23 protein-coding genes and 1 pseudogene are annotated in these 26,025 nt (G+C 67.0%); 8 read left to right on the forward strand and 16 right to left on the reverse strand.

Going from position 1 to position 26,025, the window contains the following annotated elements:
* The 3 genes from FOZ70_RS37350 to FOZ70_RS37360 form a co-directional block, all read right to left on the reverse strand.
* Window positions 1-434 (reverse strand): 3-hydroxyacyl-CoA dehydrogenase NAD-binding domain-containing protein (locus FOZ70_RS37350; protein WP_258025847.1); only part of this gene is annotated, 434 nt, incomplete at its 3' end.
* An 87-nt stretch (window positions 435-521) separates the two neighbouring features.
* A complete protein-coding gene (locus FOZ70_RS37355) occupies window positions 522-1,451 on the reverse strand; it encodes a 3-keto-5-aminohexanoate cleavage protein (RefSeq protein WP_021161454.1) in 930 nt (309 codons plus the stop codon).
* Between the two features lie 79 nt (window positions 1,452-1,530).
* On the reverse strand, window positions 1,531-2,484 hold the full coding sequence (locus FOZ70_RS37360) for a choline ABC transporter substrate-binding protein (RefSeq protein WP_021161455.1): 954 nt from the start codon (window positions 2,482-2,484) through the stop codon (window positions 1,531-1,533).
* Between the two features lie 611 nt (window positions 2,485-3,095).
* Here FOZ70_RS37360 and FOZ70_RS37365 point away from each other — a divergent pair.
* A complete protein-coding gene (locus FOZ70_RS37365; protein WP_021161457.1) occupies window positions 3,096-4,679 on the forward strand; it encodes an isocitrate lyase in 1,584 nt (527 codons plus the stop codon).
* An 86-nt stretch (window positions 4,680-4,765) separates the two neighbouring features.
* Here the strand turns inward: FOZ70_RS37365 and FOZ70_RS37370 are convergent, their stop codons facing one another.
* Window positions 4,766-5,665 (reverse strand): LysR substrate-binding domain-containing protein, encoded by a 900-nt coding sequence (locus FOZ70_RS37370; protein WP_219707880.1) that lies wholly within the window; start codon window positions 5,663-5,665, stop codon window positions 4,766-4,768.
* Window positions 5,666-5,786: 121 nt separating this feature from the next.
* Between FOZ70_RS37370 and FOZ70_RS37375 the strand changes: the two genes are divergently transcribed.
* Window positions 5,787-6,230, forward strand: coding sequence for a DMT family transporter (locus FOZ70_RS37375; RefSeq protein WP_059489488.1), 444 nt, complete (start codon window positions 5,787-5,789; stop codon window positions 6,228-6,230).
* A 273-nt stretch (window positions 6,231-6,503) separates the two neighbouring features.
* On the opposite strand, the gene FOZ70_RS37380 is transcribed toward FOZ70_RS37375, so the two are convergent.
* From FOZ70_RS37380 to FOZ70_RS37410, 7 genes are all read right to left on the reverse strand, one after another.
* On the reverse strand, window positions 6,504-8,009 hold the full coding sequence (locus tag FOZ70_RS37380; RefSeq protein ID WP_219707881.1) for an aldehyde dehydrogenase family protein: 1,506 nt from the start codon (window positions 8,007-8,009) through the stop codon (window positions 6,504-6,506).
* Window positions 8,010-8,042: 33 nt separating this feature from the next.
* On the reverse strand, window positions 8,043-8,483 hold the full coding sequence (locus FOZ70_RS37385) for a cytochrome c (protein ID WP_258025849.1): 441 nt from the start codon (window positions 8,481-8,483) through the stop codon (window positions 8,043-8,045).
* A gap of 101 nt (window positions 8,484-8,584) precedes the next feature.
* Complete coding sequence (locus FOZ70_RS37390; RefSeq protein ID WP_059494882.1) at window positions 8,585-9,085, reverse strand: cytochrome c; 501 nt, start codon at window positions 9,083-9,085, stop codon at window positions 8,585-8,587.
* Window positions 9,082-9,618 carry a methylamine dehydrogenase light chain gene (locus FOZ70_RS37395; protein WP_219707883.1) on the reverse strand — a complete coding sequence of 179 codons (537 nt, stop codon included), beginning with the start codon at window positions 9,616-9,618 and terminating at the stop codon, window positions 9,082-9,084. The genes FOZ70_RS37390 and FOZ70_RS37395 overlap by 4 nt, the downstream gene beginning before the upstream one ends.
* A 39-nt stretch (window positions 9,619-9,657) precedes the next feature.
* A complete protein-coding gene (gene mauD / locus FOZ70_RS37400) occupies window positions 9,658-10,284 on the reverse strand; it encodes a methylamine dehydrogenase accessory protein MauD (RefSeq protein ID WP_021161465.1) in 627 nt (208 codons plus the stop codon).
* A complete protein-coding gene (locus FOZ70_RS37405) occupies window positions 10,281-10,835 on the reverse strand; it encodes a MauE/DoxX family redox-associated membrane protein (RefSeq protein ID WP_048024826.1) in 555 nt (184 codons plus the stop codon). The genes mauD and FOZ70_RS37405 overlap by 4 nt, the downstream gene beginning before the upstream one ends.
* Window positions 10,836-10,842: 7 nt before the next feature.
* On the reverse strand, window positions 10,843-12,000 hold the full coding sequence (locus tag FOZ70_RS37410; RefSeq protein WP_219707884.1) for an amine dehydrogenase large subunit: 1,158 nt from the start codon (window positions 11,998-12,000) through the stop codon (window positions 10,843-10,845).
* 244 nt (window positions 12,001-12,244) lie between these two features.
* Here FOZ70_RS37410 and FOZ70_RS37415 point away from each other — a divergent pair, with 244 nt between their 5' ends.
* The 5 genes from FOZ70_RS37415 to FOZ70_RS37435 all read left to right on the forward strand — a co-directional run bounded on the left by FOZ70_RS37415 (window position 12,245) and on the right by FOZ70_RS37435 (window position 18,321).
* Window positions 12,245-13,207 carry a helix-turn-helix domain-containing protein gene (locus FOZ70_RS37415; protein WP_219707885.1) on the forward strand — a complete coding sequence of 321 codons (963 nt, stop codon included), beginning with the start codon at window positions 12,245-12,247 and terminating at the stop codon, window positions 13,205-13,207.
* An 88-nt stretch (window positions 13,208-13,295) separates the two neighbouring features.
* Complete coding sequence (locus FOZ70_RS37420; RefSeq protein ID WP_060344271.1) at window positions 13,296-14,240, forward strand: GlxA family transcriptional regulator; 945 nt, start codon at window positions 13,296-13,298, stop codon at window positions 14,238-14,240.
* A gap of 497 nt (window positions 14,241-14,737) precedes the next feature.
* Window positions 14,738-16,450 carry a M36 family metallopeptidase gene (locus FOZ70_RS37425; RefSeq protein ID WP_124626196.1) on the forward strand — a complete coding sequence of 571 codons (1,713 nt, stop codon included), beginning with the start codon at window positions 14,738-14,740 and terminating at the stop codon, window positions 16,448-16,450.
* Window positions 16,451-16,529: 79 nt separating this feature from the next.
* Window positions 16,530-17,783, forward strand: a complete 1,254-nt coding sequence (locus tag FOZ70_RS37430; RefSeq protein ID WP_219707886.1) for a M20/M25/M40 family metallo-hydrolase — start codon at window positions 16,530-16,532, stop codon at window positions 17,781-17,783.
* Window positions 17,784-17,958: 175 nt separating this feature from the next.
* Entirely contained in the window at window positions 17,959-18,321 is a 363-nt protein-coding gene (locus FOZ70_RS37435; RefSeq protein ID WP_219707887.1) for a YbjQ family protein, read from the forward strand.
* Between the two features lie 6 nt (window positions 18,322-18,327).
* Here FOZ70_RS37435 and FOZ70_RS37440 read toward each other — a convergent pair whose 3' ends face one another.
* From FOZ70_RS37440 to betC, 5 genes are all read right to left on the reverse strand, one after another.
* Window positions 18,328-19,578: an MFS transporter gene (locus FOZ70_RS37440; RefSeq protein ID WP_219707888.1), complete on the reverse strand. Its 1,251-nt coding sequence runs from the start codon at window positions 19,576-19,578 to the stop codon at window positions 18,328-18,330.
* 250 nt (window positions 19,579-19,828) lie between these two features.
* Window positions 19,829-21,241 (reverse strand): cysteine--tRNA ligase, encoded by a 1,413-nt coding sequence (gene cysS, locus FOZ70_RS37445; protein WP_059862039.1) that lies wholly within the window; start codon window positions 21,239-21,241, stop codon window positions 19,829-19,831.
* 387 nt (window positions 21,242-21,628) lie between these two features.
* On the reverse strand, window positions 21,629-22,768 hold the full coding sequence (locus FOZ70_RS37450) for a porin (RefSeq protein ID WP_021161478.1): 1,140 nt from the start codon (window positions 22,766-22,768) through the stop codon (window positions 21,629-21,631).
* Window positions 22,769-23,028: 260 nt separating this feature from the next.
* Complete coding sequence (gene choX / locus FOZ70_RS37455) at window positions 23,029-23,997, reverse strand: choline ABC transporter substrate-binding protein (protein ID WP_219707889.1); 969 nt, start codon at window positions 23,995-23,997, stop codon at window positions 23,029-23,031.
* A gap of 45 nt (window positions 23,998-24,042) precedes the next feature.
* Entirely contained in the window at window positions 24,043-25,578 is a 1,536-nt protein-coding gene (gene betC / locus FOZ70_RS37460) for a choline-sulfatase (protein WP_059862040.1), read from the reverse strand.
* Window positions 25,579-25,853: 275 nt separating this feature from the next.
* Between betC and FOZ70_RS38425 the strand changes: the two are divergent.
* Window positions 25,854-26,025: pseudogene (locus FOZ70_RS38425) on the forward strand (LysR family transcriptional regulator); the annotation flags it as partial.

Below are 26,025 nucleotides of genomic sequence, written 5' to 3' on the forward strand. Positions count from 1 at the left end.
GGATTGAACGGGTGGCCGACCACGCAGCGCTCCGGATGCGTCGCCCGCGCGTAGAAATCCGTCGGCAGCAGGCCCGACGTCGACGACGCGATGATCGCGTCGGGTTTCGCCGCGCGGCTGATCTGCTCGTGCAGTTCGAGCTTCAGCGCCTCGCGCTCGGGCGCGCTTTCCTGGATGAAATCGGCATCGGCGACGCATGCCTCGATCGTCTCCACGAAACGCAGCCGCGCGGGATCGGCGCCGGGCGCGAGGCCAACGCGCTCGAGCGCGGGCCACGCGTTCGCGACGTTCGCGCGCAGCCGTTCCTCCGCGCCCGGCGCGGGGTCCCAGACGACCACGTCGAGACCATGCGCGAGCGCGCGGGAAATCCATCCGCTGCCGATCACGCCGGTGCCGATGGCGGCGAACGTCTTGATGTCGGTCTTCACAGCCATGTCAACGCATCCTTCAAATCAGGGGAAATCGGTGGGCGGCAGCGCTGGGCGTGCCGCCGCGTCATGTCGGTCAGTCGGCGCAACCGCTCACGCGAACTCGGCGACCGCTCGGCGTTCGAGCGGACGCTCGCCCCGTGCGGGCAAGCCGAGCTTGCGGCGGCCTTCGGCCGGCGTCAGCACCCGGGCGCCGAGCCGTTCGACGATCTCTCGCGCGCGCTCGACGAGCGTGCCGTTGGTCGCATGCACACCGCGATCGAGCCAGATGTTGTCTTCGAGGCCGACGCGCACGTGGCCGCCGAGCAGCATCGCCTGCGCGACCATCGGCATCTGCATGCGGCCGATCCCGAAGCCCGCCCAGTGCGCGCCCGGCGGCAGGTTGTCGACCATCGCCTTCATCGTGCCCGTATCGGCCGGCGCGCCCCAGGGAATGCCGAGGCACAGCTGGAACAGCGGCGGATCGTCGAGCAGCCCTTCCTTCAGCAACTGCTTCGCGAACCACAGATGGCCCGTGTCGAAGATTTCCAGCTCCGGCTTCACGCCGAGTTCCTGGATGCGCTTCGCGCCGGCGCGCAATTGCGCGGGCGTCGACACGTAGATGTAGTCGCCGTCGCCGAAATTCAGCGTGCCGCAGTCGAGCGTGCAGATTTCGGGCAGCAGCTCCTCGACATGCGCGAGGCGCGTGAGGCCGCCGACCAGGTCGGTGCCCTTGCCGAAACGCATCGGGTCCTCGCCCGGGCCGATCTCGAGATCGCCGCCCATGCCGGCCGTCAGGTTGATGATCACGTCGACGTCGGCCGAGCGGATACGGTCGACCACTTCGCGGTACAGGTTCGGGTCGCGGCTGCCGCGCCCCGTCTGCGGATCGCGCACGTGGCAGTGCGCAACGGTCGCGCCGGCCTTCGCGGCCTCGATCGCGGCGGCCGCGATCTCCTTCGGCGTGACCGGAATCGCCGGATGCTTGCCGACCGTATCGCCCGCGCCGGTGACGGCGCAGGTGATGATGACTTCATGGTTCATGCTGGTTGCCTCGCTTGACTCGGGTTGTGTCGCATTGCGGGTGTTTCGTCAGGGCGCGCCGCGGGCGGCGCGCGGGCCGTCACAGGCCGAGATACGCCTTCACGGCCGGCAGCCCGTCCTTGCCGTCGAACGTCTTGACGCCCGCGAGCCACGGATCGAGCACCTGCGGGTTCTTCTTCAGGTACGCCTTCGCGGCGTCGGCCGGCTTCGTCTTGTTCATCACCGACTGCATCAGCTGGTTCTCGAGCTGCGTCGAGAAGCGCAGGTTCGTGACGAGCTTGCCCGCGTTCGGGCAGCGCGCGATGAAGTCGGGCGCCGTCAGCGTGTACACGCGCGCTTCGCCGTAGTTCGGGCCGAACGACGCGTCGCCGCCGGACAGGTAGTTCATGCTCAGCTGGATGTTCATCGGATGCGGTTCCCAGCCGAGGAACACGACCCACTTCTTCTCGCGGATCGCGCGCTCGACCGTCACCAGCATCCCGGCCTCGCTCGATTCGACGAGCTTGAAGCCGCCGAGCCCGTACTGGTTCGTGTCGATCATCTTCTGGATCGTCGCGTTCGCGCTGCTGCCCGGCTCGATCCCGTAGATCTTGCCGTCGAGTTCAGCACGGTGCTTCGCGATGTCCTCGAAGGTCTTCAGGCCGGCCTGGTATTCGTAGCTCGGCACCGCGAGCGTCGCCTTCGCGCCGGACAGGTTCGGCGGCTCGACGACGTTGATCGACTTGCTGTCGAGGAACGGCTGGAGCTGCTTCTGCTGCACGGGCCACCAGTAGCCGAGCGACACGTCGAGCTGCTTGCTCTTCAGGCCGGCGAACGAGATCGGCACCGACGCGATCGTCGTGGTCGGCTTGTAGCCGAGCGCCTCGAACACGGTCGACGCGAGCGCCGTGGTCGACGTGATGTCGGTCCAGCCGATATCCGCGAAACGCACGGTGCGGCAGGTCGCGGCCTCCGTTTCGGCCCATGCCGCATGCGTGAACGCGCCGGTCGCCAGCACGGCCGCGGCAAGCGCGGCAATCTTCGTCGACTTCATGGTTCGGTTCCTCCCTGTTGGACTCGTGGCAGCCGGTGCGCGGGGTGTGCGCCGACCTGCATCGTGGGAGTAAAAGTAACGAGCCATATTGGTCGCGAGAAGACCGGCGGCGACCTGTTCTTGACTGTTTGCGACTATGAGTGGAAACCACTAGGTTTCTTGAGAGGCTTGATGGACGGGGTTCTTGCGCGTATTGCGGGGGAATTCAGTTTGTCCACGTGCGGCGCGATCCCTGGGGTTCCGCCAGGACGAAACGGAGCGCCGGCGCGGCTTCCGACCCGGCACGCGCACGCCGCACCGACGAACGGGTGTCATGGACGCATGTGAAGCTGGCCCGGCCTCCAGCAGCCGAAAGCGCGTTTCGTATTGCGGAATCCGCGCCGATTTCCCGCGCCGCCGCGTTTTCGCCGCTTGAAAACTTGTTTTGCATCGCAAAAACAGCAACGTAACCCGTTGAAAAACAACAGAAAATAATGTCTTATGTCTTATATAAGACATCACCAAAAGCTCAACGGGCGGCGTTACTATTTATCCCATGCAGTTCGCTGCGACAGACGTGGCGGGCACGCTCAACCAGTTACTCAAACGCGCTTTGCTCCCAGGAGATTGACATGGCCCAGTATCAAGACGACATCAAGGCAGTTGCCGGTTTGAAGGAAAACCACGGCAGCGCGTGGAATGCGATCAGCCCCGAGTACGCCGCCCGCATGCGTGCCCAGAACAAGTTCAAGACGGGCCTGGACATCGCCAAGTACACCGCGAAGATCATGCGTGCCGACATGGCCGCCTACGACGCCGATCCGTCCAAGTACACGCAGTCGCTGGGTTGCTGGCACGGTTTCATCGGCCAGCAGAAGATGATCTCCATCAAGAAGCACTTCAACAGCACCGAACGCCGCTACCTGTACCTGTCCGGCTGGATGGTCGCCGCGCTGCGCTCCGAGTTCGGCCCGTTGCCGGACCAGTCGATGCACGAAAAGACCTCGGTCAGCGCGCTGATTCGCGAGCTCTACACGTTCCTGCGCCAGGCCGACGCCCGTGAACTGGGCGGCCTGTTCCGCGAACTCGATGCCGCCAAGGACGCTGCCGCGAAGGCCGCGATCCAGGACAAGATCGACAACCACGTCACGCACGTCGTGCCGATCATCGCCGACATCGACGCCGGTTTCGGCAACGCGGAAGCCACGTACCTGCTGGCCAAGCAGTTCATCGAAGCGGGCGCATGCTGTATCCAGATCGAAAACCAGGTGTCCGACGAGAAGCAGTGCGGCCACCAGGACGGCAAGGTCACCGTGCCGCACGAGGACTTCCTGGCCAAGATCCGCGCGATCCGCTACGCGTTCCTGGAACTGGGCGTGGACGACGGCATCATCGTGGCCCGTACCGACTCGCTGGGCGCCGGCCTGACCAAGCAGATCGCCGTGACCAATACGCCGGGCGACCTGGGCGACCAGTACAACGCGTTCCTCGACTGCGAAGAACTGTCGGCCGACCAGCTGGGCAACGGTGACGTGGTCATCAAGCGCGACGGCAAGCTGCTGCGTCCGAAGCGCCTGCCGAGCAACCTGTTCCAGTTCCGCGCCGGCACGGGCGAAGCGCGTTGCGTGCTCGACTGCATCACGTCGCTGCAGAACGGCGCCGACCTGCTGTGGATCGAAACCGAAAAACCGCATATCGCGCAGATCGGCGGCATGGTCAGCGAGATCCGCAAGGTCATCCCGAACGCGAAGCTGGTGTACAACAACAGCCCGTCGTTCAACTGGACGCTGAACTTCCGTCAGCAGGCGTATGACGCGATGAAGGCAGCAGGCAAGGACGTGTCGGCATACGACCGTGCGCAACTGATGAGCGTGGAGTACGACGAGACGGAACTGGCCACGCTGGCCGATGAGAAGATCCGCACGTTCCAGGCGGACGCATCGCGCGAAGCAGGTATCTTCCACCACCTGATCACGCTGCCGACGTACCACACCGCCGCGCTGTCGACCGACAACCTGGCCAAGGAATACTTCGGCGACCAGGGCATGCTGGGCTACGTGGCCGGCGTGCAGCGCAAGGAAATCCGTCAGGGCATCGCCTGCGTGAAGCACCAGAACATGTCCGGCTCGGACATCGGCGACGACCACAAGGAATACTTCAGCGGCGAAGCAGCGCTGAAGGCGGCAGGCAAGGACAACACGATGAACCAGTTCTGATCGTCGCCATACCGGAAGCACGACGCCAGCCCGTTTCGACGGGTTGGCGTTTTTTTTATCCGGCGGGACGACGCACGGGGTGCCCTTCAGGCATCGTGCCGCGTGCTTCCCGCCGCGATCACGCGCACGAACGCGTCCGCCAGCGCCGTCGGCTCGACCGGCAGCACCAGCGCGCACGCCGATTTTGCGTCGTCATCCGAGATCGGCACGAAAACGACTCCGTCGATACCGAGGCTCGCCATCCGCTCCGGCACGATCGCCACGCCCTGCCCGGCCGCGACGAGATTCAGCATCGACGTCTTCGGCGACACGATCCGGGCGGTCGCGGGCACGAATCCCCGTTTCAGGCAAAGGTCGATCACGACGCGCGCCAGCCCGCCCCGCTCCCGATGCACGGCCGACACGAACGGCTCGTGCCGCAGCCGCGAGATCGCGGTGCGCCGGCGGCCCGCCAGCGGGTGATCGGCCGGCACCGCCACGCACAAGCGCTCGGCCGCGAGCTCGACGAAACGCACGCGCGGATCGCGGCGCAGCACCGGCACACGGACGATCCCGATATCGGCGTTGCCGTTCGCGATCTCCAGCACCTGATCCTCGGACGACGCGCGGTCGAGGTCGATCCGCGCACCCGGGCATGCGCCCATGAAACGCTCGAGCGCCGGCATCAGGCTGCCGACGGGAACGGTGCTCGAATGCAGGAGCCGCAATACACCCGCTTCACCGCGCGACAACCGTGCGCCCTCCTCGGCCGCGGCAGCCAGCGTCGCCGGAATCGACGCGACGCGATCGCGATAGATCGCACCGGCCGGCGTGAGCCGCACGCCCCTCGGCTCGCGGTCGAACAGCGGGAACCCCAGTTCGTCTTCCAGTTGACCGATCTGCCGGCTCAGCGCCGACTGCGCGACGTGGAGCGCGCTCGCGGCCGGCGTGAAGCCGCCGAGATCGGCCACGGTCAGGAAGTACTGAATTTGTCTCAGGGAAGGCATGCCGAAACGAGATGGACAAGCGCCAGATTTGATATTTGCGTTATACCGTCGCGCTTCCCAGAATGGAAGCCTGTCGTGCCGGAACCGCCGTCGCGGCCACATCGCCGGAGCTGCCCTCTTCGTGACTACTCTCCTGTCGTATCTGCTGGCCGTCGCCGCCGGCATCAGCGTGGCGTTGCAGCAGGTGCTCAACGCCAACCTCCGCGCGCAGCTCGGCTCGCCGTGGTGGGCCGGGTCGGTCAGCTACCTCGTCGGCCTGGCCGCGATGCTCGCCGTCGCGCTCCTGTCCCCGCACCCTCGCCTGAGCGGTACCGTCGCCGAGGCGGGATCGTGGTTCAGCTGGACCGGCGGATTCTTCGGCGCGGTGTTCGTCGGCATCGCGATCCTGATGGTGCCGCGACTGGGCGCCGCGACGACGCTCGCACTGATCGTCGTCGGGCAGATGACCGGCGCGCTCGTGTTCGATCATTTCGGTGTGCTCGGCATCCAGCAGCATTCGGCCAGCCCGATCCGCCTGGCCGGTGCGGCCTGCCTCATTCTCGGCGTGGTGCTGGTTCGTGCGTGATGCGTTCGTGGCGTTCGTTGCGTTCGCTCGTGCGATCGGATGTCGTGCTTCGTCGTGCTCCCGTCGTGCTCCGACCCGGCCGGCTGGACTTGCGCACCGCCAGGTGCCGCTTCGAGCGGATGCTTCAGTTCGAGCACGCCCGCGCCGAACGGGATCGGCGCGCGGCCGCAGCCCGCCGCCGGCGCCCGGCCCTGTCGCCGCGATCCGGATGTACCCGCCTGCGGCATGCGTGCGCGGCCGACGTGACGGCGACGCACGCACCCGTCGTTACCCTCAAGCGTAGTTCATCATCACCGACTTGCTTTCCGTGTACTGGTCGATCACCGCGCGACCGAGTTCGCGGCCGAAACCCGACTGCTTCATCCCACCGAACGGCATCGCGTTGTCGAGCAGCGAGTGGCAGTTGACCCACACCGTGCCCGCGGCGATGCGCGGGATCAGCTTGTGAATCGCGGAAAGGTCGTTCGACCAGATGCTCGCGCCGAGGCCGTACGGCGTGTCGTTGGCGAGCTGCACGGCCGTGTCGACGTCGTCGAACGGCATCGCGACGAGCACCGGCCCGAAGATCTCCTCGCGCACGACGCGCATCGCCTGCGTCGTATCGACCAGCACGGTCGGCTCGACGAAGAAGCCCGGGCCGTCGATCGCGCGGCCGCCCACCGCGGCGCGTGCGCCCTCGCCGAATCCCGAATCGATATAGCCGCACACGCGCTCGCGCTGCTTCGCCGAAACGAGCGGGCCGATCTGCGTCGACGGATCCATCCCCGGGCCGATCTTCAGGCTCGCGGCGATCTTCGCGACGCGCCCGATCACGTCGTCGAACACCTTCGCGTGGATGTATGCGCGCGACCCGGCCGTGCACACCTGCCCCTGGTTGAAGAAGATCGCGTTCGCCACACCGAGCGCGGCCTTGTCCGGATCGACGTCGGGCAGCACGATCACCGGCGACTTGCCGCCGAGTTCCAGCGACATCCGCGTCATGTTGTCGAGCGCCGCGTGGCCGATCGTCTTGCCCGTCTGCGTCGAGCCCGTGAACGCGATCTTGTCGATGCGCGGATCGCGCGACAGCGCGGCGCCGGCCGTATGACCGTAGCCGGTGACGATATTGACGACGCCGTCCGGGAAACCGGCCGCCTGGATTAGCTCGCCGAGGCGCAACGCACTCAGCGGCGTATCTTCCGCGGGTTTCAACACCACGGTGCAGCCCGTGGCCAGCGCGGGCGCGAGCTTCCACGCCGCCATCAGCAGCGGGAAATTCCACGGAATGATCGCGCCGACCACACCGACCGGCTCCTTGCGCGTGTAGGTGAAGATCTCGCTGTCGGGCATGTACGGCATGCCCGCGTCGATCACGCTGCCTTCGATCTTCGTCGCCCAGCCGGCCATGTAGCGGAAGCACTGCGCGGCCATCGCGACATCGAGCCCCTGCGCCACCATCACGGGCTTGCCGTTGTCGAGCGACTCGATCTCGGCCAGCTCGCGCGCATTCGCTTCGATCAGGTCGGCGAGCGCCAGCAGCAGACGTTCGCGGTCGGTGGTCTTCGCGGTGCGCCACGGCCCCGCATCGAATGCGCGCCGCGCGGCCGCGACGGCCTGTTGCACGTCGTGCTCGTCCGCCTCGGGCACACGTGCGAGCACGGTGCCGTCGGCCGGATTCACGACGTCGAGCCGGCGGCCCGACGCAGCGTCGATCCACTCGGCGCCGATCAGCATCTTCTTCGGCTTCGCGAGAAACGCGCGTGTGGCGTCGAGCAGCGGAAAGTTCTGGTTCGTCTCCATCTTCGTTTTTCCTCGATTTCCTGAATCGGTCGGTCAGTAGCGATCCACGACGCCGTCGACCCCGCGTGCCTGCAACGCGCGAACGAGGCCGGCGCGCACGGTCGCGACGTCGGAATAGGCAGGACGGCGGTGCGCGGCGACTTCGGCGGCCGTATAGGGCTTGAAGTCGCGCGGCAGCGCGTCGCGGTTCATGGTCGTGAGTACCCAGTTGAGCACGTCGGCCAGGTCCTGGTCCGACAGGGCCGAGTTCGATGCGCCGGGCACGCGCATCACGTACTCGCGCCCGGCCGGCAAATGCGTGAAATAGCCGAGCGAGTTCGCGAGCGGCGGCACCTTGCCGGCGATACCGCCGCCCGTGGCCGTGTGGCAGCCCATGCAGTTGAGCACCCAGTGCTGCCGCGCGAGCGCCGCGTCAGCCGTGCCTTCCGCATGCGCGGGTACCGCGGTCAGGCCGACGACCGCCCCGGCAAGCATCAGCAGCGACGACAGGCGGCGCGACAGGTGGCCGAGCCACGATGCCGCCGCGCACCGCGTGCACGGCGCGACGTCGCAAACGCGGGATGCACGGGCAACCTTCACAGGCCGAGCCCCTTGATGACGACGTCGCGTTGCGCGTGAACAGCCGTGCCGTCCATCGCCTTCGCGCGCGCCGCGCGGATGTCGGCCGCCGTGAACGGCTTCGCATCGCCGTGCTGCGCGTTGAGATCGAACACGACGTAGTTGAGCACGTGCGCGATATCGTCGTCGCTGGCGCTCGCAAACGACGGCATCTTGAAGTTGTAGCTCTTGTCGTGCACCTTGATCTCGCCGAACATCCCGTGCAGCAGTGTCGCGACCAGCTGCGCACGCCCCGCCTCGGCCGTCGCATACTTGCCCGGATACTCGGTCAGCGGCGGCGCGAGGCCGTCCTGCCCTTTCCCGCCCGCCTGGTGGCACACCGCGCACTGCGCGTCGAACAGGCTCTTGCCGGCTGGGTAATGCACGGCTTCCTGCGCGCCGGCGGCGCCTGGCAACGCGAAGGCTGCCACGGCCGTCATGCATGCGACTGCGATCTTTCCTGCTTGCGTCACTTTCATTGCTTCGCCGCCCCCAACAGAACCGAAACCGAACAGTGGTAATTCGAATTGCCGTTCGCCATGCACCAGTTGATGTCGTTGTTCAACGACAGCTTGTACAGCGGCTTCTCGCGCTCGTTGCGGTTGCAGAAGCACTTGCCGCACGACGTCTTGCCGCAGCAGTCGTTGTACGACACGATGTAGTCCGAACCGTCGTGCGGATTGCGGCAGGTGCCGATCCACGTGATCGGCGAAGGCGTCGTGCCCGGCGGGCAACTGCTCGACGTGCCGCCGCAGCAACTGCACAGCCAGCCGTCGATCGCGCAGTATTTCCAGTAGTCGCAGCTCATCGGGTCGTCGCTCGCCCCCGACGCGGCGGCACCGGATGCGCCCGACACCGCGTCGGCCGCATACGCGGTGCGATCGACGGGCAGCAGCGGCAGCATCGCCGATCCCACCAGCACCTTGCCGAGCTTCGCCATCGCGCTGCGCCGCGAACTGTGCTGCGCGACGCCGCGCGCCGACCGCTCGAACCATGAATCAAACAGGCCCATGTCGTTGTTCTCCCTTGACGTTGAAAGAGGGTCGGCCGGTCATGCGTGCTGCGCGTGCGCGTCGTGGCTGTGATCGCCGTGCACGAACTGCTGCAGCGATGCGACGCCGCGCTCCTTCGCCTCGAACAGGCTCTCGAGATGCTCGCGCGTATTGACGAGGCCCTTCGCACGCACCGTGCCGGTTTCGTCGAGCAGCACCGCGTACGGCAGCTTGCCGATCTGGTACGCGAGGCCGAGCTCCTGCGACAGCACGTACGGGAAGCGCCCGAGGTCGTGCTTGCGCGCGAAGCGCGTGTGTTCGTCGATATCGCCGTCGCTCGCGAGCACGATGTTCACCGGCGTCGATTCGCTCGCCTGCAGCGACGGCAGCAGCGGCAGCAGCTTCTTGCAGACAGGGCACGTCGGCGACAGGAAGAACAGCAGCGTCGCCTTGCCCGACGCATCGATGCCGCCGACCTTCACCTGCGAGCCGCGAATGTCGGTCAGTTCGAACGCCGGCGCGATCGCGCCGACCGCCGGCCCCTTGTCGATCATCAATGCGCCGGCCGGCATGATGCGTTCGTACAGGATGCCGATCTGGCGCACGAGCGCGAGACAGATCGCGCCGAGCGCGAGGACGGCCACCCACAGCAGGGCGGTGGAAACGGTGAGAGCGGTTTGCATCATGAATTCCTCAGATGGGAAAGGCGCGGTACGTTGGCGAGCAGCACGTCGACGGTGAGCAGCGCGCAGACGATCAGCAGCACGGAGAAGAACAGCGTCAGGTAGTCGAACCACACGACCGCGCGCGCGCCCGGCTCGACGAGCGCGGTCGCGGCCAACGCGGCGAGCAGCAGCGCGCGACCGACGTGCAGCCAGCCGATGCCGCGCGGCGCATCCGCTCGCGCGGCCGCGAAGCCGGAACAGCCGCAGTCGATGTCGGTGTGGCCGCGCAGCAGATTGATCGCGATTGCCGCCGCGAAGGCGACGAGCAGCGCGATCAGGCCGATCGCGCCGGCCGTGCGCGTATCGGGAAACAGCAGTGCCGCCGCGCCGACGGCTTCCGCGAGCGGAATCGCGAACGCGACGGGCGCGGTCAGCGCGTCGGGCAGCAGCCGGTAGCCGGCGAGTGCCTGGCTGAACGCGGCGGGACGGCGCATCTTCGCGAAGGCGCCGAGCAGCACGACGACGGCAGCGCCGGCCTGCGCGCTGGTGGCAAGTACGGGATCGAGCGTCATCGCGGCCTCACGGGTTGACGAGCAGCGACGACGTATTGCCGATCTGCTTCTCGACGTTCTGCAGCTTGCCCGTGCGCGCATCCATCACGACAAGGTCGGAGGTCGCCGTCAGCCCGTAGAACAGCGGCTTGTCGTCCTCGCTGACCTGGATCGACACGAGGGGATCGATCTTCTGCTGCGCGAGATCCCAGCGCGCGACACGCTGCTTCGACTTCAGGTCGAACACCCACACCTGCGTGCCGGGGTCCTTGTGCGAGCCGTCGGTACCCTTGTGCATCAGCACGTAGTAGCGGTTCTGCTTCACCTGCACGGCCGTCTGCTGCATGCCGCCCGGGCGCCAGCCTTCGGCGCGTTCGGCGTCCGTCAGCAGCGGCCACGGCTCGCCGAACGCGGGCTTGTCGCCGCTGAAATCCGCGCTGCGCACGTTGCCGCCGTAGGTCGTAAACAGATAGTCGCCCTTGTAGCGCGACGCGTTCACGAACGCCGGATCCTTGTCGACGTCGATGAACGCATCCGACATCGTGCGCTTCGTTTCCTTGCCGTTCGCGTCGAGCGTGACGGTCAGCGCCTTGCCGCTTTCGCACAGCGCCGTGAAGCGGTCGTTGCCCGACGGATACGCGAGCACGCAGGCCGCCGTGTCGATCTCCGACAGCACTTTCTTCGAGACCGCGTCGATCACCGTCACCGATGCGGCCGGCGTGATGTTCGCGACGTACAGCCGCTTGCCGTCCGCGCTGAGCGCGGTGTTGTACGGCGACGGCACGTGCTGCGCATGCTTCGCCGGAATCACGATCTCGCCCGCATGATCGAGCGTCGTGTTGTCGGTGATCTCGACGACGTCGGTGCGCGTGCCGTGCGAGCCGCGCGAAAAGTACGTCGTCGCGACGAAGCTCGTCTTGCGGTCCGGCGAGATCGCGAGGCCCGGGCCGAAGCCGCCGTCGATCTGGCCGAGCAGTTTCTTCGCATCGGCGTCGTACACGTAGATGCGTCCGTCGGTCATCGACGGCATCGAGATGTCGACGATATAGACCTCGTGCGGATGCCAGGGCGGCATCTTCTGCACGACCAGTTCTTCCGGCTTTTCCGTCGCATTCGCGCCGCCGGCCCATGCCGCCGCGAACGCCAGCGTCGCCGCGAGCACCGCGGTTCGTCGCCTTGTCCTCATGTCGCCTCCAGTTGGGGAATCACGTAACGTGGGGCGACTGTAGTTCGACAATAAATCCGGTCAGCACCCGGACCGGCACCGCGTGCGTGCCGATTCGGGATATTGGAAAACCGCCTGAAAGGCATGCCGGCCGAAGGCTTCCGACCCTCTGGCAGATGCGCCCGGAATAGCGCTGCCCCTTATTGCGCCGACCGCGCGGTCGGTTTAATCTTGCGCGGTCCTGATCGACGCACCTGGAGGCGCTGTGTTCGTGTTTCACGAGAGGTTCGACAACGCGGACCGGCATGCCGAGGCGCTGCGCGGCTGGAACCAGCGCTACGACCAGATCGGCTCCGGCGCGTATCGCAGCGCGGTCAAGCATGCGGTGCTGGACAGCGTGCAGCTGTTCCAGGAGGCCGCCAACGTTCGCATCATCCAGCGCGGAAGGTTGCCGCACGACCAGACGGTGTTCGGCATGCCGCTCACCGGCGCGGGTGCGTTCGCATTCGGCGGTGCGCGCATCGAACGCGGCACGATGGTGCTGGCGCGCGGCGGCACCCCGTTCGAGCTGCATTCGCCCGACGACATGTCGCTGATCGGTGTCGTCGCCAGTGGCGAACTGCTGCAGCAGATCGAGGATGCGGCCGACGTCCGCCTTGACGAAGTCACGTTGCGGCGCGGCGTCGTCGACATGCCCACCGCGGTGCTGATGCGCGCGAGCGTGCAGATCGCGACGCACCTCGAGCGTGTATTGTCGGCACCCGATACCTTCCGCGACGCACGCGCGCAGCGCGAACTGCGCGGCGAGATCGGCAACGTGCTAGTCGATCTCCTCACGTACCGGATTCCCGAGCCGCCGAACCGTCTCACGCATGCATGCCGCGCCGACATCGTGCGCCGCGTGCACGACTACGTGATCGACCATCCCGAGGCACCGGTCGACGTGCTGAGCCTGTGCACGCAATTGCGCGTGAGCCGGCGCACGATGCAGAACAGTTTCCAGTCGGTCGTGCAGACCAGCCCGTTGCATTACGTGCGATCGCTGCGCCTGTCGCAAGTGCGGCGGATGCTGCTCGACACGCGGCAGGCCGACCTGCCGATCAGCGACGCGGCCGCACGCTGGGGCTTCATCCATCTCGGGCATTTCGCGAACGCCTACAAGGCGCAGTTCGGCGAGTTGCCGTCGACCACCGCGCGCCGTTCCGCGCGCGGCACAAAAACGCGCTGAGGCCGCGCAAAACCCGCGATAATCTCCGGCTGACCGTTCGCCGCCTCGCGCGACACGCGACGACCACCGGATTCCATTGCCTGCCCCGATGCCCGAGGATTTCCACTTCCTGCTGCTGCCCGGCTTTTCCGCGCTCGGCTTCATGTCCGCGGTCGAACCGCTGCGCGTCGCGAACCGCTTTCGCACGGAGCTCTATCGCTGGCACGTGATCAGCGCCGACGGCGCGCCCGTCGCCGCGAGCAACGGCATTCCGGTCGCCGCCGAAGCCGCGTGCGCGGAGGTCGAAACGGTCGATACGGTGTTCGTCGTCGCGGGCTTCGATCCGCTCGTGTGCTACACGCGTGCGATCGGCGACTGGCTGCGCCGCCAGCACCGTCATGGTGCAACGCTCGGCGGCATCGACACGGGCAGCTTCGTGCTCGCGGAAGCCGGGCTGTTCGACGCGTCGCAGCCGCTCACGCTGCACTGGGAAGCACTGGCCGCGTTCCGGGAACGCTACCCCGGCCTGAACGCGACGCAGGAGCTGTTCGAGATCGACGACCGGTGCATCACGTGCGCGGGCGGCACCGCGTCGATCGACATGATGCTCGACCTGATCGGGCGGCGGCACGGTGCCGATCTCGCGGCGGCGATCTCCGAGCAGTTCGTGGTCAGCCGGATCCGGCAGCGCTCGGACAGCCAGCGGCTCGAGATCGCCGCGCGCTACGGCGTGCACAACCGCAAGCTGATCCAGGTGATCGGCACGATGCAGCGGCACATGGAAAACCCGCTCGGCTCCGATGCGCTCGCGCAGGAGGTGTCGATCACGCGGCGCCAGCTCGAACGGCTGTTCAGCGCGACGCTGAACGACACGCCGACGCATTTCTACCTGAACCTGCGGCTCGATCGCGCGCGTGAACTGCTGCAGCAGACCGACATGAGCATCACGTCGGTGTGCGTCGCGTGCGGGTTCGAATCGCCGTCGCATTTCTCGCGCACGTATCGCGCGCGATTCGGCCTGAGCCCGCGCAGCGACCGTCGCGCGACGCGCTGATCGTCGCAGGTTTCAAGCACAATCCCGCGCGGAATTGCGCGTTCCGGCAGCGTTTCCCGCCGCTCGCTGAACAATGCCGACGATTGATCGACGGACTGAAGAGGTCATCGAAAATAAACTGGAATGTCGTTGAAAATATTCTGTAACATACCAAAAAAAGTTAGATAGGCAGCCTAACGACTTGCATGCCGCATCTCGGCAGGCTGCCACCGATATCGATTCGATCCGAGGGGTATGACATGACGATGCTCGATTCGCCGTCGCCGCACCTGCCTGCCGTTCGATTCTTCGTTCGCCGCTTCGCGCGCGCGTCCTCCTGCTTCTCGCCGTCCAATCCCGCCAGTTTCTTTTCGACCTGACATTTAGGTTTCCTTAGTCAGTCGACGCTCCCCACACCGCTTCGCCGCACCGGCTCGATCGAGCCGGCGCGCGGGCCGTGTCGTGCCTGCGCGCCACGAACGCGCGGGCGTGTCCAACCGTTGAGATGAGGATCACGTATGCAGACATCACGCAAAGCACTGCCGCTCGCCCTGGGTCTCGCGCTCGGTTTCGGCATCGTCGGCGGCACCGCGGCCGATACGAAAGTCTCGAATCCGCAAGCAACGAGCCTGCGCGAAAGCCTGACACGCGGCGTTGCGCCGCCGGCCGCCAAGGCGGACACGGCCGCCGGGCAGTTCCGCGCGGACGGCGTGGCGGTCACGCTGTACAACCCCGCCTATCGCGCGAAGAAGGCCGCCGCGACGCCCACCGCCACCGCGCGCGACTTCGTCGCGTCGCAGGCCGCGCAACTCGGGCTCGACGCGACCGCGCTCGCGAGCCTCGTCGTCACGTCGGAGCGCAGCGACGCCGAGTTCACCGTCGTGCGCCTGCAGCAGCAGGCAGCCGGATTGCCCGTGTACGGCAGCGATATCGCGGTGACGGTCGCGAAGGACGGCCGCATCCTGTACGTCGCGAGCAACACGATCAACGGCGTGGTCGCGAAGTCGGGCAAGGCGCAGGCCGTCGACCAGCAGCAGGCGCTCGACCGCGCACGCGCGTATCTCGGCGTGAGCGGCTTCACGAACCAGGATGCGCAGCTCGTCGCCTTCGTCGACAAGGCCGGCACGCATACCGCGTGGAAAGTGCGCGGCCGCCCGAACGACGGCCCGAAAGGCGACTGGGAACTGCTGATCGACTCGGGCAGCGGCGAAGTGCTGCGCGCCGAGGACAAGGCGTTCTACGCGACCGACGGCACGGGTTTCGTGTTCCGGCCCGACCCGCTGTCGCCGACCAAAAGCAGCTACGGCAGCACGGGCTACAAGGACAGCAACGACGCCGATTCGTCGCAACTCACCGCCGCGCGCGTGCGCGTGACGCTGAAGGATCTCGCGCAGTCGGGTGCGCGTTATTCATTGTCGGGCCCGTATGCGGCATGCGTCGATTTCGACGCGCCGCGCGACAACGCGTGTCCCGTGCAGTCGACCCCCGCATTCGAATTCACGCGCGGCAACCTGTATTTCGAGGCGGTGAACGCGTACTACCACATCGACACGTTCCTCCGTTACGTGAACCAGACGCTCGGCATCAAGGCGCTGCCGTACCAGTACACGGGCGGCGTGCAGTACGACCCGCACGGCGAATCGGGCGACGACAACTCGTCGTACTCGTCGAGCAGCGGCCGGCTGACCTTCGGGCAAGGCGGCGTCGACGACGCGGAGGATGCGGACGTCGTGATCCACGAACTCGGCCACGGCATCCACGACTGGGTGACGAACGGCGGCCTGTCGCAGCAGGAGGGGTTGTCGGAAGGCACCGGCGACTATCTCGCCGCCGCGTACAGCCGCGACTTCAACCAGTGGAGCCCGTCGGATGCGCAGTACCACTGGGTCTACAACTGGGACGGCCACAACGAGTTCTGGGGCGGCCGCGTGACCAACTGGAACGTCGGGCGCACCTATGCGCAGGCACGCGGCGCGGAGATCCATACGGCCGGCCAGTACTGGGCCTCGTGCAACCTCGTCGCGCGCGACGCGATCGGCGCGCAGGCGATGGACAAGGCGTTCCTGAAGGGGCTGTCGATGACCAACAGCTCGACCAACCAGAAAGCCGCCGCGCAGGCGGTGCTGACGGCGGCGTCCGCGCTCGGCTACAGCAACGCGCAGCTCACCGCGATCGGCAATGCGTACAACCAGAGTTGCACGTACGGCGTGACCGTACCGAAGAAGTCGTAATTCCGCAGCAGGCGGGGGCGCATCGCACGACCTGTGACGCGCCCCCTTCATCGACATCGCCATCCTCACGAGATCGAACATGCCTACTCTGAAACTCACCCGCCTGAGCGCCGCGCTGGGCGGCATGCTGCTGACCGCCGCCGCGCACGCGACGCCGGTGTGGATCACGCTCGGCGACGCGGCGTTCCGCCAGTTGCAACGCATCGACGCGAGCGCCAACGCGCAATACAGCACGACGCTCGACGCCGGCAAGGCGGCCGACGGCGCGTCGCGCCGCGAGACCGTACACGTCGTCGAGATCGACGATTCGCGGCTCGGCGAGCTGGCCCACGCCGTCCACCATACGCGCGGCCACGGGCCCGGCTACGTCGTGCACGACTCGTTCGACGACGCGCGCCAGGCACTGCAGCCGTTGCCGACGCCGCTCGCGAAGCAGGCCGCGGCTTCCACGTACCAGGTTTCGAACGCACCGCAGATCGGCACGTGGATCCAGCAGCTGCAGGCCAGCAACATCGTCGGTACGATCACGTCGCTGTCCGGCTTCACGAACCGCTACTACACGACGTCGCACGGCGTCGCCGCGTCGGACTGGCTCGCGCTGCAGTGGAAGCAGCTGGCCGGTTCGCGCGCCGACATCACCGTCGAGCAGTTCACGCACACGGGCTTTCCGCAGAAATCCGTGATCCTGACGATCCGCGGCAGCGATCCGGCCGCGGGCACCGTCGTGCTGGGCGGCCACCTCGATTCGACGGTCGGGCGCACGACGGAAAACACGCGCTCGCCCGGCGCGGACGACGATGCGTCGGGCATCGCCAGCCTCACCGAAGCGCTGCGCGTGCTGCTGGCGAACAACTATCGGCCGAAGCGGACGATCAAGTTCGTCGGATACGCGGCCGAGGAAGCCGGCCTGCTCGGCTCGAAGGCGATCGCGAAGCAGTTTCGTGCGCAAAACGTGAACGTGGTCGGCGTGCTGCAGCTCGACATGACGAACTACAAGGGCGACCCGAAGGACATCTACCTGATCACCGACTACACGAACGCGTCGCAGAACACCTACCTGACGAATCTGGCGAAGACCTACCTGCCGGAACTCGCGATCGGCACGTCGCAGTGCGGGTATGCGTGCTCGGATCATGCGTCGTGGAATGCGCAAGGGTATCCGGCGTCGTTCCCGTTCGAGGCCGATCAGAACGACAGTCCGTATATCCATACCGTGAACGACACGCTGGAGAATTCGGATCGGCAGGCGAACCATGCATTGAAGTTCGGCAAGCTGGCGCTGGCTTATGCGGTCGACCTCGGCGGCAACGGCAGTGCGACCGTGAAGCGCTGACGGCGTGCGGCCGGGCTGTTCGTCCGGAAATGACGGAAGCGTATGCTCGCGGTTTGCATACGCTTGCGTCGCGAAGCGTTCTCCGTGGTCGCGGCGCCGACCCGCCGTCGAACCCAGTACGCCGCGTCGTCCGGATAGAATCCCCGTTCGACCACTTCGCTACACGCTTCCCGCCATGATCGATTTCTCCCGCTCCATCGACGACCTGTCGCCCGCCCGTGTCACGACCGCGTTCGACCTGCCCGGCCACACGACCGTTCGCTCGCTCGGCGTCGTCCAGGGCATCGTCGTGCGCTCGCGCTCGATCGTCGGTTCGTTCGGCGCATCGCTGCAGACGATCTTCGGCGGCAACATCACGCTGTACACGTCGCTGTGCGAAAAAGCCCGCCAGCAGGCCTTCGACAAGATGCTCGCCGACGCAGGCAAGCTCGGCGCGAATGCGATCGTCGCGATGCGCTACGACTCGACCGAGATCGGCGCGGGTGTCACGGAAGTCATCTGCTACGGCACGGCCGTGCGCGTGACGCAGGACGCGTGACGCCCGTCACGCGTCGCGCTCGAGCGACTTCATCGTCGTGAGCTGCGGGAACAGCCGCATCCACGTGAGCGCGACGGCGATCGTCGCCGCACCGCCGACGACGATCGCGGCCGGCGCGCCCCACCATGCAGCCGTCACACCCGATTCGAATTCGCCGAGTTGATTCGACGTGCCGATGAACAGCGAGTTGACGGCACTCACACGGCCGAGCATGTCGTCGGGCGTGCGCAGCTGCACGAGCGACAGGCGCACGACGACGCTCACCACGTCCGATGCGCCGAGCACCGCCAGCGCGACGAGCGACAACACGAAATTCCTCGACAGCCCGAACACGATCGTCGCGATGCCGAACGCGATCACGCCGCCGAACATCGCACGGCCGGGCCGCCCCTTGAGCGGAAAGCGCGTGAGCCACAGCGTGCCCGCGAGTGCGCCGACCGCCGGCGCCGCGCGCAACGCGCCGAGCCCCCACGGCCCGACCTGCAGGATGTCGCGCGCGTAGATCGGCAGCAGCGCGGTCGCGCCGCCGAACAGCACCGCGAACAGATCGAGCGACAGCGCGCCGAGGATCGCCGGTTCGCGCCGGATGAATGCGATGCCTGAAAACACCGAACGGAGCGTCACGGGTTCGCGCGCGGGCGGCGCACCGCGCAGCGGAATCGTGCCGCTCAACACCGCCGCGACCGCGAACGCGACGACGCTCGTGCCGAACGCGACGGGCGCGCCGACGCCATACAGCAGCCCGCCGAACGCGGGCCCGAGAATCTGCGCGGCCTGGTTCGCCGAGGTCGACAACGCGGTCGCGCGCGGCAGGTCGCTGCGCGGCACGACGGCCGGCAGCAGCGACGACACCGACGGCGACTCGAACGCGCGGGCCGTGCCGACGATCGCCGCGAGCGCATACACGGCCGGCGCGGCCAGCCATCCTTGCGCGGCGCCGAGCAGGAACACGCCGGCGGCCAGCGCCTCGACGGCCTGGCAGATCGTCGCGATGCGCCGGCGGTCGTAGCGGTCGGCCACCTGCCCGACGACGAGCGTCAGCGCGAACATCGGCACGAACTGCGCGAGGCCCACGAGACCGAGTGCGAACGCGCTGTGCGTGAGCGCGTAGACGTACCACCCGATTGCAACCGACAGGATCTGGAAAGCCAGGGAAGACATCACGCGCGTGCCCCAGAAGCGCTGGAACGGTGCGTGACGGAACAGGTTGGCGGGCAACGGGGATAAGGGACTGGGATCGGGCACGGAGTCGGTCATCGAGGTCTCGGCGGTCGGCGCGGCACGCCGGCACCGTTCGGGAAAGCGACGGCGCACGCCGACGCATGCGCGCGACAACGGTGCGGACGCGGCGAAATCGCGATGATATGCCAAGCGCGCAAAACGGGCCGGGGACGTGGCCGGCAACGTCGTGCGGACGCGGGGGGCAACGCATCCGGCGGACGCGTCGATCGCGGCCGCCGGATGGCGGCCCGGGCACGGGATCTTCCGATGCTGGCGGCCGCGGGCTTCACCGGGGCGGAACGCCCTCGTCGGCCGCGCCGCCGGCGATGCCGAACAGGCGTTGACCTTCCGGGGTGTCCTCGACTCGCCAGCCCTGCGCGCCCAACGCTTCCCGTATCCGGTCGGCCTGCACCCAGTCCTTGTCCGCTCTCGCGCGCTCGCGTTCGGCGAGCAGCCCGCGAACGTGTTCCGGAATGTCGGGTGCAACCGGCCTCCATGCGCGCAAACCGAGGCCCAGCACGGTGTCGAAGCTGTCCACAGTCGCTTTCAGCGTTGCGGGTGGCAGGTTGCTCCTGACCAGATCCCAGAGCACCGCGAGCGCCCTGGGCAGATTCAGGTCCTCGTTCACTTCGGCGTCGAATCGCGCGGCGAAATCCGCATCGACGCGCCCCCCGTCCGGCCAGCCGGCATACAGGTGCCGAAGCCGGTTCAGCGCGGTGTGCGCGGCATCGAGCGACGCCCACGTGAAATGCAGCTTGCTCCGGTAATGGGCCGTCAGGCACAGGTAACGGTACGCGAGCGGGTCGATATTCCGGCTCTGCAAGGTCTGAAGACGAACGAAATCGCCGCTCGACTTCGACATCTTCGCATCGGCATCGAGCGTCAGGAAGTGCCCGTGCATCCAGTAATTCGCGAGGTTCGTGCCGTGGGCCGCCCGCGTCTGCGCGATCTCGTTGCTGTGGTGCACGGCGATATGATCCTCGCCGCCGCAATGGATATCGAACCACGTCCCGAGATACTTCGCCGACATCGCCGAGCATTCGATATGCCAGCCCGGAAAGCCGCGCCCCCACGGGCTGTCCCATTCCATCTGCCGCTTGACGCCGGCCGGGCTGAACTTCCACAACGCAAAATCCGTGATGCTCCGCTTGTCGCCCAGCGCGACCCGCTTGCCCGCCTGCAACCCCGCGCGGTCGAGCCGCGCGAGATACCCGTAGTCGTCCTGCCGACTGGTGTCGAAGTAGAGGCCGTCGTCCGTGCGATAGACGTAGCCGCCCCGGTCGAGCGTTTCGATGAACGCGATCTGTTCGGCGATGTGATCCGTGGCGCGGCACCAGACCGTCGGCTCGAGCAGGTGGAGCGCGCGCCAGTCCCGCACGAAAGCGTCGGTGTAGCGCCGGGCGATGGCCCACGCCGATTCGCCGGTGCGGCGGCTGCCCTTTTCCATCTTGTCTTCGCCTTCGTCCGCATCCGAAGTCAGGTGGCCGACGTCGGTGATGTTGACGACGTGCCGCACCTCGTATCCGTTGCGCACCAGTACGCGGCGCAGGAGATCCTCGAACACGTAGGTTCTCAGGTTGCCGATGTGGGCGTCGTCGTAGACCGTGGGGCCGCAGCAGTACATGCCGACCTGCCCGGCCCGGATTGGCGTGAACGGGCGTACGGTACGCGACCAGGTGTCATACAGCGCAAGCGGCATCGAGTTTCTCCGTCCGAAGGTGTCGGCCCAAAAACAAAAAGGCCGCCTGTCTTGCATCACAGGCGGCCGGAAGGCGATTGCTTGAATGTTCAGCGAGTTCGCTGGACGCAACTTCCCCCTGGCACGTTCTGACAACATGCGCGGAGCAGCGACGAGAGGAAATGGGCGCGATCAAGCATGGGGACGATGCTAGCGTCTATAGACGGCACCGGTCAATACCGTCGGGCAGTCGCCCGGCGACGATCCCGGTGCGGCGGCCCGGCAGCGGGCCTTGACCGGACGGCCCTCGTGCCCGCTCACTCCCGTCAGGCAAAAAAAAAAGCGCGAACCTCGGTTCGCGCCAAAGAGAGACCTCGCTGAAGACGTCACAACCTCACACCACCCCGCTCAGAACGAATGCCGCATCCCGATCCGCACGTCGGCCTGCGTCTGCGTCGTCGACGGCGTGAAGCTGTAGCCGACCACCGCATCGACGCCTTGCGACGCGCGCAGGTAATCGCCGGAGATATACACGTCGGTACGCTTCGACAGCAGGTAATGCAGGCCCGCCGTGCCCTGGTTCCAGTGATGGCCTTCGAAGCGCGTGTGCTGGTAGCCCGCGATCAGGCTCAGCGCCGGCGTGAACTGGTACAGGCCGCCGCCTTCATACACCTGCATGTGCGACGACTGGCCGAAACCCTTGATCGTCGTGTACGAGAAGTTGGCGTCGAGCGTCAGCTTGCCGATCGTGTAGCTCGAGCCGATGCCGAACGTGCCCTGGCTGTCGACGTCCATCGGCGTGTTCGCGAACAGGTCGGTGCGTGCGCCGGTCGCCGGATCGACGGTCACCGTCTGCTGGCCGAGGAACGTGTGCGTGCCGATCATCGCGTACGGGTCGAACGCATAGATGCCGTTCGGGTTGTTCAGGCGCGTGTACGCGGCGCCGATCGAGAAGTCGCCCTTCGTGAAGCTCGCGCCCGCGCTCCACGCGCTGTTGCGGTGGAAGTTGCCGGCGACGTTGCCGAACGAGTACATCGCGCCGAACTTGAAGCCGCTGAGGTCGTTCGACAGGAACTTCACCGAATTCGGCAGGCGGTCGCCGTTGAAGCGGTCGAAGTCGCCCTGGTGGATCGCATAACCGCTGCCCCACGCGGAGATGTTGTAGATCGACACGAGTTCGTTCGTGATGTCGAGCTGGTTGCCGAACGACAGCGTGCCCCAGTCGTTCTGCAGGCCGACATACGCCTGCCGGCCGAATTCGGCGCCGCCGAAGCCGAGCTGCCCGGTGCCGAGGCGGAAGCCGCTCTCGAGGGTGAACACGGCCTTCAGGCCGCCGCCGAGGTCTTCCGTGCCCTTCAGGCCGAAACGGTTCCCGTACGCGACGCCGTCGTCGAACTTGACCACGTGCGAGCCGCCCGTGTTGTTCACGTACGTGATGCCTGCGTCGAGAATCCCGTACAGCGTCACACTGCTCTGCGCATGCCCGATGGCGGGCACGCAGGCCGCGCATGCAAGCGCGGCGGCTACGGCAACTTTGGTGTGCTTCATTGTCGACCACCCTCCCTGAACCGTTCGATGGAAAGAATCTCGTCCCAGCGCGTGCCGCGATGCGCCGGTGGATTCGAATTCGGTACGCCCGCTGGCTTCGGCATTTCGTTTTCCGCAATAACGCAGCCATTGGCGAAAAATACAAACCCATATTTCGCGTCACCCGTCTGAAGGCGACACCAAATGGTCACGATGCGACCCGCTCGGGAAAACACGTAGACGGGCGGCCCGGTAAAAACCGGCCGCCCGGAAGGAGGGAATCAGCGCCCGTCGAGGGCCGCGCGCACGGCCGGCAGGCCCGGTGCGCCGGCCGCCGTCGTCACGCCGTCCAGCCAGCCGGCAACCAGCGCCGGGTCGGATTTCAGCGCACGCTGCGCCGCGAGCGCGGGCGACGTCTTGTGGTCGAGCATGTCGGCGATCATCCGGTTCTCGACGTCGACGGAGAACGTCATCTGCCGGAACAGCCGCGCCAGGTTCGCGCACTGGCCGGCGAACCCGGCGCGCGTAACCGTGTTGACGGTCGCGCCGCCGTAGTTCGGGCCGAAATACGCATCGCCGCCCGACAGGTAGGTCAGGTGGAACTTCGTGTTCATCAGATGCGGCTCCCAGGCCAGGAACACGATCCACCGCTTGTCGCGCACCGCGCGCTCGACCTGCGTGAGCATGCCCGTCTCGCTCGATTCGACGAGCGACCAGTTTGCCGCGCCGAGCGCGCGGTCGGCGAGCATCCGCTTGATGTTCTGGTTCGCGGGCGCGCCAGGCTCGATCCCGTAGATCTTGCCGCCGAAGCGGTCGGCGTAGCGCGCGAGATCGGCGAACGTACGCACGCCCGCAGCGGCCACGTAGTCGGGCACCGCGAGCGTGAACTTCGCGCCGCTCAGGTTCGCGTGCAGCACGTCGATCGACTTCTCGTCGACGAACGGCTTCACGAGCGGCGCCTGCGCGGGCATCCAGTTGCCGAGGAACACGTCGACCTGCCCTTTCTTGAGCCCCTGGTACGTGATCGGCACCGACAGGTTCGCCACGTCCTGCCGATAGCCGAGCGCCTTCAGCACGACGCCCGCCATCGCATTCGTCGCATCGATGTCGGTCCAGCCGGGCGCCGCCATCTTCACGTCGCCGCACGTCTGCGGGTCGGCCGCGCGCGCAGGCTGCGTCGCCGCCACGCACGCGGCGGCGGCGAGCGCCGCGCCGATCCTTCGGATTGCTGCATTGCGTTGCCGTTTCATGGTTCACTTCCTCCGTCGTTCTTCAATGATCGCGATGCGGGGCGCTCAACGCCCGATGCGCGGAAAGCGCGCCATCGCCTCGAGCGTGTCGAGTTCGATGTGATTGCGCATGTAGCGCTGGCTCGCGTCGGTGAACGGCTGCCAGTCCCACGCGTGGACGCGGCCCTGCGTCGTCGCCGCGTAATGGAAACGCCGGCGCCGCTGGCTCGCACGCACCTGGCGGTCCAGTTCGGGCAGGTTCCAGCGCTGCGCGGCTTGCGCACGGAACGCGGCCAGCACGTCCGCGGCTTCCGGCGTGCCGGCGAGGTTCGTCAGCTCGCGCGGGTCGTCGCCGAGGTGATAGAGCTGGTCGGGATCGGCCGGGCAATGTACGTACTTCCAGTCGCCGCTGCGGATCATCACGACCGGCGCGACCGCACCTTCCGCGAGGTATTCGCCGAGCGCAACATCGTGCGCCGGCGTGCCGTTCAGGTGCGGTACGAGGCTTGCCCCGTCGACGGGGTCCGGCCAGCCGCCGGCGGGGGCGGCGCCGGCCAGGTCGACGAGCGTCGGCAGCAGGTCGACGTGCGACACCGGCCCGCGCACGCGCGCGGCGCCGAAGCGCCCCGGCGCGTGCACGATCAGCGGCACGCGGCAGCCGCCCTCGAAGAATGTCATCTTGTACCAGAGCCCGCGTTCGCCGAGCATGTCGCCGTGGTCGGACGTGACGATCACGATCGTGTCGTCGGCGAATCCGCACTGTTCGAGCGCGGCCAGCACACTGCCGAACTGCGTGTCGACATACGAGGTTGCACCGTAGTACGCGCGACGTGCGGCGCGGATCTGTGCGTCGGTGGGCGGCGTCCGGTCGTTCTCGCAGACGAAGCGCAGCCGCTGCGAATGCGGATCGCTTTCCGCCGCGTCGAGGCGCACGGCCGGCAGGTCGATCTCGTCGTCGCGATAGAGATCCCAGTATTCGCGCGTGATCGCATACGGGTCGTGCGGATGGGTCAGCGACACGACCATGCAGAACGGCCGCGCATCGTGCCCGGCCGCCCGCTCGCGCGCGACGTCGTACAGCTTCTGCTTCGCGGCGAACGTCACTTCGTCGTCGAAGTCGAGCTGGTTGGTGCGCACGCACGGGCCCGCGTCGAGTACCGAACTCATGTTGTGATACCAGCTCGGCCGCTCCGCCGGGCTGTCCCAGTCGGGCACCCAGCCGAAATCGGCCGGATAGATGTCGGTCGTGAGCCGCTCCTCGAAGCCGTGCAACTGGTCGGGCCCGCAGAAGTGCATCTTGCCGGACAGCATCGTCCGGTAGCCGCCCGCGCGCAGGTAGTGCGCGAACGTCAGCGTTTGCGCCGGCAATTCGGCGGCGTTATCGTAGGCGCCGATCCCCGACGGCAGCTTGCCGGTCAGCAGCGAAAAACGCGACGGCGCGCACAGCGGGCTCGCGCAGTAGGCGGCATCGAACACCACGCCTTGCGCGGCGAGACGGTCCAACGTCGGCGTGCGCGCGACGCGGTTGCCGTAGGCCGGCAGCGCGAACGGCGTAAGCTGGTCGGCCATCAGGATCAGGATGTTGGGTGTCGGGTTCGTCATCGGCAGTCGTGGGGAAAACGGTGTTCGAATGGAACGGCGCGCCGCTCGTGCAGCGAGACGTCCGGCATGACGGAAGCGGCCCGACGAAAGTGCCGCGCGGGCACGCCGCGCTGGCTAGAATCGCGGAATGCGTTGCGTGCCACCCGTGGCGCGGAATGCGAAGCGGGGCGTGAAGCAGCCTGTAAAGCACCTGTGCCGCACCGTCCGATGCACTATCGCCTGCCCGAATTCGCGCGGGAAGGCGTCCGGCCCTTATGGGGCCATTAGAGGGACTTATGTCGAAATCCGAACCGTTACCGTCGATGCAGGCGCTGCGCGCGTTCGAATCGGCGGCCCGGCTCGCGAGCTTCACGGCCGCCGCGCGCGAGCTCGGCTCCACCCAGCCGGCCGTGAGCCAACAGGTGTTCCAGCTCGAGGCCGAACTGGGCGTGCCGCTGTTCGAGCGCA

It is taken from the genome of Burkholderia sp. COPS, from assembly GCF_019425585.1.
GTDB lineage: Bacteria > Pseudomonadota > Gammaproteobacteria > Burkholderiales > Burkholderiaceae > Burkholderia > Burkholderia cepacia.